This is a genomic window from Paenarthrobacter sp. PAE-2, assembly GCF_026013155.1.
GTDB classification, from domain to species: domain Bacteria; phylum Actinomycetota; class Actinomycetes; order Actinomycetales; family Micrococcaceae; genus Arthrobacter; species Arthrobacter ureafaciens.
This window is the reverse complement of record NZ_JAPDNV010000025.1, coordinates 45401-51935: the sequence shown is the minus strand read 5'-3', so window position 1 is coordinate 51935 and position 6535 is coordinate 45401. Positions and strand designations below refer to the sequence as shown.

General features: G+C 64.1%; 6 protein-coding genes. 2 read left to right on the top strand and 4 right to left on the bottom strand.

Annotated elements, in window-relative coordinates; genetic code table 11:
• Window positions 1-209: 209 nt before the first annotated feature.
• From pstB to pstS, 4 genes are all read right to left on the bottom strand, one after another.
• Window positions 210-989 carry a phosphate ABC transporter ATP-binding protein PstB gene (gene pstB / locus OCL88_RS14945; protein ID WP_021471317.1) on the bottom strand — a complete coding sequence of 260 codons (780 nt, stop codon included), beginning with the start codon at window positions 987-989 and terminating at the stop codon, window positions 210-212.
• A gap of 61 nt (window positions 990-1050) precedes the next feature.
• Window positions 1051-2154: a phosphate ABC transporter permease PstA gene (gene pstA, locus OCL88_RS14940; RefSeq protein ID WP_264963025.1), complete on the bottom strand. Its 1104-nt coding sequence runs from the start codon at window positions 2152-2154 to the stop codon at window positions 1051-1053.
• Window positions 2155-3087 carry a phosphate ABC transporter permease subunit PstC gene (gene pstC / locus OCL88_RS14935; RefSeq protein WP_264963024.1) on the bottom strand — a complete coding sequence of 311 codons (933 nt, stop codon included), beginning with the start codon at window positions 3085-3087 and terminating at the stop codon, window positions 2155-2157.
• A 137-nt stretch (window positions 3088-3224) separates the two neighbouring features.
• Window positions 3225-4346: a phosphate ABC transporter substrate-binding protein PstS gene (pstS, locus tag OCL88_RS14930; RefSeq protein WP_264963023.1), complete on the bottom strand. Its 1122-nt coding sequence runs from the start codon at window positions 4344-4346 to the stop codon at window positions 3225-3227.
• 217 nt (window positions 4347-4563) lie between these two features.
• On the opposite strand from pstS, the gene OCL88_RS14925 reads away from it, so the two are divergent.
• Both OCL88_RS14925 and OCL88_RS14920 read left to right on the top strand, forming a co-directional pair.
• Window positions 4564-5691: an FUSC family protein gene (locus OCL88_RS14925; RefSeq protein WP_264963022.1), complete on the top strand. Its 1128-nt coding sequence runs from the start codon at window positions 4564-4566 to the stop codon at window positions 5689-5691.
• Between the two features lie 59 nt (window positions 5692-5750).
• Window positions 5751-6458, top strand: coding sequence for a phosphatase PAP2 family protein (locus OCL88_RS14920; RefSeq protein ID WP_264963021.1), 708 nt, complete (start codon window positions 5751-5753; stop codon window positions 6456-6458).
• Window positions 6459-6535 lie beyond the last annotated feature (77 nt).

The following is a 6535-nucleotide window of genomic DNA, read 5'->3' as shown; positions in this document are numbered from 1 at the left end:
ACGCACACTTTCCCCACTCCATGGGGCGCCGACGGCGCGGAACCGCTAGGTCGCAGTTCCGCGCGTTTAGAGCGGTCAAAACGCGCACAAATGCGACCTACTTGGGTGCGGGGCCGGGTACGAAAAAGACGACGGCGGCCGTACCCCCAAGGCGACGGCCGCCGTCGTGATCCGCCGGTCCCCTACGGAAACCGGAGCCTGGACAACCCTTATCCGAAGCGGCCGGACACGTAGTCCTCGGTGGCCTTTTGGGACGGGTTGTTGAAGATGGTGGTGGTGTCCGCGAACTCGATGAGCTTGCCCGGCTTGCCCGTACCGGCAATGTTGAAGAACGCCGTCTTATCCGAAACGCGGGCCGCCTGCTGCATGTTGTGTGTCACGATCACCACGGTGTACTGGTCCTTGAGCTCGTTGATGAGGTCCTCCACGGCGAGGGTGGAGATCGGGTCCAGCGCAGAGCACGGTTCGTCCATCAGGATCACCTGCGGCTCCACGGCAATGGCGCGGGCGATGCACAGACGCTGCTGCTGGCCACCCGAAAGGCCGGAACCTGGCTTGTCCAGGCGGTCCTTGACCTCGTTCCACAGGTTGGCTCCAACCAAGGACTTCTCCACCAAGGCATCGGCTGCGCCCTTGGAAATCTTCTTGTTGTTCAGTTTCACGCCCGCCAGCACGTTGTCGCGGATAGACATGGTGGGGAACGGGTTGGGGCGCTGGAAGACCATGCCAACCTGCGTGCGCACGGTCACGGGGTCCACGCCGGGGCCATAGAGGTTATCGCCGTCGAGCAGGACCTCGCCCTCAACACGGGCGCCGGGAAGGACCTCGTGCATGCGGTTGAGGGTCCGGAGGAAGGTGGACTTGCCGCAGCCGGACGGGCCAATGAAGGCCGTGACGGACTTGGCTTCGATGTTGATGTTGACGTCTTCAACGGCCAGGAAGTTGCCGTAGTAGACATTCAAGTCTTTGACGTCGATGCGCTTGGACATGGTGTTCCTTTGTTCCTTGGGGGTCTGGAAGTTTTTGGGGCGGGACGGGCCGTGGGCCCGGTCAGCGGCCTGTTTTCGGAGCGAAGAGACGGGCGATCAGGCGTGCTCCGAGGTTCAGGAGCATCACCAGGATGATCAGCACCAGGGCCGCACCCCACGCACGCTGGTCCGAGGGGCCGGGGTTGGACGGCGACGTCGGGTTCAGGATCTGCGTGTAAATGAACGTGGGCAGGGAGGCCATCCAGCCGCCGAACACGTTGTTGTTGATGGTGGTAGCGAAACCGGCCGTCACCAGGATCGGCGCGGTTTCGCCGATGACCCGGGCGATTGCCAAGGTGACGCCGGAAGCAATACCGGAGATCGCCGTCGGAATAACAACCTTCAGGATGGTGCGCCATTTCCGGACACCGAGCGCGTAGGATGCCTCGCGAAGCTCGTTCGGGACAATCTTGAGCATTTCCTCGCTGGAGCGGACAACCACCGGAATCATCAGGACTGAAAGCGCGACGGCGGCCACCGCACCGGTCTTGGTGCCGGGGCCCACGACTGCGAAGAAGAACGCAGCCGCAAACAGGCCGGCCACGATGGACGGGATGCCGGTCATGACGTCCACGAAGAAGGTGATCGCCTTGGCCAAAGGTCGGTCTGCGCCGTACTCCACCAGGTAGATGGCGGTGAGGAGCCCGACGGGCACGGAAATGACAGTGGCCAGGAGCGTGATCTGGACGGTGCCCAACAGTGCATGGTAGATACCGCCGAAGACCGCGCCGCCTTCCTCGACTGCCTTGTTGTCGTAGACGCCGGTGACCCCGTTCATGGACGTGCTCAGGAAGCCCGGAGTGACAAGCCCGGGGATTCCGTTCACCAGAACGGTCCAAATCACGGAAACCAGGGGCAGGAGCGCCACCAGGAAGGCCCCGACCACCAGGCAGGTGGCCAGCTTGTCCTTGGCTTTGCGGGCACCTTCAACGGCACCGCTCCACGCCACCAGGCCGACGGTGAAGAGGATCGCGGAGACAAGCCCCCAGCCGAAGGCGTTGAAGCCAATCAAGGCCAGAATGGCCGCGCCAACGATCAGCGCGACGGCCAGGACAACGTAGGGCGCGAACTTTGGCAGTTGGCCCTTGGTGAGCGCGGAGCGCTTGCGGACTGCTGTGGCGGTCATTTAGTTGGCTCCCGAGAATTCTTTGTGCTTGGTGATGATCCAACGGGCGATCATGTTCACGCCAAGGGTGATGACGAACAGCACCAGGCCTGCGGCGATCAGCGTGTTGACCTTGAGGCCGCTTGCTTCCGGGAAGTTCAGGGCGATTTCCGCGGCGATGGTCTGGTTGCCGGACTGGATCAGGCTCGCAGTCAGGGCGCCCGAGGAGAGCACCAGCGCGACGGCCATGGTCTCGCCGAGCGCCCGGCCCAGGCCCAGCATGATGGCGCTGATAATGCCCGGGCGGCCGAACGGGAAGACGGCCATGCGGATCATTTCCCAGCGGGTCGCTCCCAGTGCCAGCGCGGCTTCCTCGTGCAGCTTGGGGGTCTGCAGGAAGATTTCGCGGGACAGAGAGGTGATGATGGGAAGGACCATGACGGACAGGACGATGCCCGCGGTGAGGATCGTCTTGCCGGTGGCGGAGGCCGGGCCCTGGAAGATCGGAATCCAGCCCAGGTTGTTGGCAAGCCAGTCGTAGGCCGGGGAGATTTCCTTGGCGAGGAACGCTGCACCCCAGGCACCGTAAACAACGGAAGGGATGGCGGCCAGGAGGTCCACCACGTAGCCCAGGCCCGAGGCAAGCCGGCGGGGAGCGTAGTGCGAGATGAACAGCGCCACGCCGATTGCCACAGGAGTAGCGATGACAAGGGCGATCACGGCGGCAATGAGCGTACCCACCACGATCGGGGCGATGTAGGCAAAGAAGCCGTGCCCGCCTTGGATGTCCTCCGGAGGGGCAACGAGAGCCGGGATGGCCTGGACGACCAGGAACAGCGCGACTCCGAAGAGAACCGCGAGAATCAGGCACCCTGCGGCCAAGGCGGCCCCGGAGAAAACCTTGTCCCCGGCGCGTCCTGCGCCTTGGGAGGTTGTCAGGGAGTTGGTGGTCACTTCACGGTCCTTAAGTCTGGAGTGAACTGGTCTTACATGGCTAAGTTCCCTGCCCCGGAACGGTGGCTTCTGGCCACCGGCATCCGGGACAGGGAACTTCAGTGTTCAGCCGGTCCGGGCAAGCCCGCCGGGAAACCTTAGGCCTTGGCCTTGATGGTTTCGATGGCGGCCTTGGCCTTGTCCTGCAGCGCCTTGGAAAGCGGTGCGGACTTTGCGGCGTCAGCGGCGGTCTTCTGGCCCTCGTCGGAGACGACGTAGGTTTCGAAGGCCTTGACCAGGTCAGCCACATCCTTGGTTTCGTACGTGGTGCACACAACGTGGTAGGAGACGAGCACTACCGGGTAGGCGCCGGAAGCGGTGGTCTTGCGGTCCAGCTTGATGGCAATGTCGTTGGTGGCGCGGCCATCAACGGGCTTGCCGGCTTCAACAGCCTTGGCAGCGGCCTCAGCGGAAATCTTGACGAACTCTTCGCCTACCTTGATGGATGCGGTGCCCAGCTTGCCGGAGACAGCGGAGTCATCAGCGTAGGTCACGGCACCGGGGGTGTCGGTGACGGTCTTGACGACGCCGGATGTGCCCTTGGCGTTCTCGCCCTTCAGGGATGCGGGCCAAACGCCTGCAGCCTTATCCGTCCAAACCTCGGGAGCAGCAGTTGCGAGGTAGTCGGTGAAGTTGGAGGTGGTGCCGGAGTCGTCAGAGCGGTTGACCGGGGTGACCTTGAGGTCCGGCAGGGTGACGCCGGAATTCAGGGCTGCGATTGCGGGATCGTTCCAGTTGGTGATCTCGCCGCGGAAGATTTTGGCTACGGTGGCTGCGTCAAGCTTCAGTTCGGTGATGCCCGGGACGTTGAAAGCAACAGCGATCGGGGAGATGTAGACCGGGATGTTGATTGCGCCATCGGGACCGCACTTGGCCTTGGAGGCCTCCAGTTCCTCATCCTTCAGGTAGGCGTCGGAACCGGCGAACTGGGCCGAACCGTCAACGATGGCCTTGCGGCCCGCACCGGAACCATCCGGGGAGTACTGAACGGTTGCGCCCTGGTTGGCAGTGGAGAAACCGGCCTTCCAAGCATCCATTGCGGCGCCGGTGGAGGAGGCGCCGATGCCCGTGAGGGTGCCGGTGACCTTGGTACCGGATGCGGCGGACTGCGTGCCGGCGGAGGTGCCGGTTGCGTTGTCGGAACCACAAGCGGTGAGCGCGAGTGCGCCAGCTGCGATGACCGCGATGGCCGCAGTACGGCCGAAGTGAGTTGCCTTCACTTGTATGTGCCCCTTCCAGGGATTTCAGATGCTGCCGAACGGAGATTTCGGCGCGGGTGATCTGTGGACCTTTTGTGCCTTAACTGAAGGTATGGAGCGCAGGTAACGGGACCTGTGGCGGAAAGTGAACGGAAAGTGAACGACGGCGGACCATTGGGTTATGTGGCGCGTGCCACCTTGAGGTTGGTGGCGCGTTTTCACAAATAGACTGGAAGGCATGGCCGCCACGAAGGGACTCTCCGCAAGCAAGAGGTTTGTCCGTACCCGGCTGAGGACCGGCCTGGTGCGGAGCCGGAACTCACTGGTGCCCGCCATCCAGATGACCGTCTGCGCGGTGGGCGCTTACGCGTTTGCCGAATACGTCCTTGGCCACCAAGGCCCCCTGTTCGCCGCAACGTCATCCTTGATTGCGCTGGGGTTCTCCCGCGATCCACGCCTGCGTCGCGTGATCGAGGTGGGTTTGGGCTGCACGCTAGGCATCGTTGTAGGCGACCTCCTGCTCCACTGGCTGGGCGCCGGAATCTGGCAGGCCGCCGTCGTACTTCTTTTCTCCATCCTGCTGGCCAGGTTCCTGGACAGCGGCACCATCTTCACCACCCAGCTGGGCCTGCAGTCGCTCTTGGTAGTGCTGCTGCCGGCGCCGGCCGGCGGGCCGTTCACGCGCAGCCTGGACGCAGTGGTGGGCGGAGTGTTCGCGCTCCTGGTGACCGTCCTCATGCCGAAGGACCCACGCAGGGAGCCCCGGAAGGACATTCGGGAGATCCTGGACGAGCTGGCGGAAATCCTGCGCGACTGCGCGAAGGCGATGATCGACAGTGACTCCACCGCCGCGTGGCATGCGCTGATCCGCGGCCGCAACTGCCAGGCGCTGGTGGATCGTATGCGGCAGACGCTGCGGGCGTCAGGCGAGGTGGCAACGCTCGCTCCCGCGCATCGAAGGCACAGGGATGAACTGGCGGGACTGGAACATTCCCTGGAGTACATCGACCTCGCGCTGCGTAACAGCCGGGTCTTTGCCCGCAGGCTGACCAGCGCGATCAACCACGCGGCACTCTCCGATGAGGCGATCGACAACATCGCCGAAGTCCTGCAGGAGACCGCCGCAGCAATCGATGAGCTGGCCCTCGGTTTGGCGGAGCAGAACGACGGCGCGCGACGGGCCCACATGCGGCGTGCCCGCACCGAGCTGACCATGGTGGCCTCGCGCGTGCACCCGAAGATGCTCGATGTGCAGCGGTTGGAGGGGGAGGCGGTGGTGATGCTGTTCAGGCCGCTCCTGGTGGACCTGCTTGAAGCCAGCGGGCTGGAGCCGGAAGAGGCACGCTCGGTTTTGCCGCGGCTCTGACTTTGGGCTTTGCGCGCCGCTCCCAGCGAAGGCTCAAGTCCGCTGTGGATAATGGAGCGATGCTCCCTGCGTCATCAATGCGTTCCCCCGCGCGTTTCCGGCCCGGCCCGCCCCTGCGGCCCCGCCAGCGCGTGCTGTTCCTTTGGGCCGGAGCCCTGTTCGTGGCCGGAGATGCCATTTTCTGGTTGATGTTTGCCGCTGTCCTGTCCTCCAGCGGGCTTGCCACCCTTGACGGAACCGTCCACACATTGCTCGTGGATTCGCGCAGTCCTTTGGTCAACGGCTTCCTCGCGGCAGTTTCGGCACTGACATCGCCAACGGTCACGTCGATCGCCGCGGGGCTGATTGCCGTGGTCTGGGCGGCGTGGAAACGGGAGCTGTGGCGTCCTGCCGTGCTGCTGGGCGCCATGGTTGTCTCAGTAGTGCTTGCCACCGTGGTCAAACTGGAAGTGACGCGTTCCAGGCCACCCTCCACGGATTTTCTGCTTGGGCCCGACGACGCCCTGTCCTTCCCCTCCGGCCACACCCTCGGCGCCTCGGTACTGGCGTTCGTCCTCGCCTACCTGCTGTGCTCGCGTTCCGGAACGCGCACGACGGCGGTCCTGGCGTATGGCGCCGCCGCTCTTCTGACGCTGCTGGTCGCCTACAGCCGGCTGTACCTGGGATATCACTGGCTCACCGACGTTGTGGCTTCGCTGGGAGTTGCGCTCGGTGTCCTGGGCCTGGCGGTGTTCGTGGATGCCGCGAGGAACGGGCGGGGAGGGTAGGTTTTCCGGCTGGCGGGTAGAACCAAGTAGTGGGCCCCTTCGAGGCGCCGATTTAACGAGTACCGACTACTCGTGTT

What these genes read in the sequence shown, in the direction of transcription:
- pstB (WP_021471317.1), bottom strand. Translation starts at nt 989, where the DNA reads ATGTCCAAGCGCATCGACGTCAAAGACTTGAATGTCTACTACGGCAAC.
- OCL88_RS14925 (WP_264963022.1), top strand. Translation starts at nt 4,564, where the DNA reads ATGGCCGCCACGAAGGGACTCTCCGCAAGCAAGAGGTTTGTCCGTACC.
- OCL88_RS14920 (WP_264963021.1), top strand. Translation starts at nt 5,751, where the DNA reads ATGCTCCCTGCGTCATCAATGCGTTCCCCCGCGCGTTTCCGGCCCGGC.
- pstA (WP_264963025.1), bottom strand. Translation starts at nt 2,154, where the DNA reads ATGACCGCCACAGCAGTCCGCAAGCGCTCCGCGCTCACCAAGGGCCAA.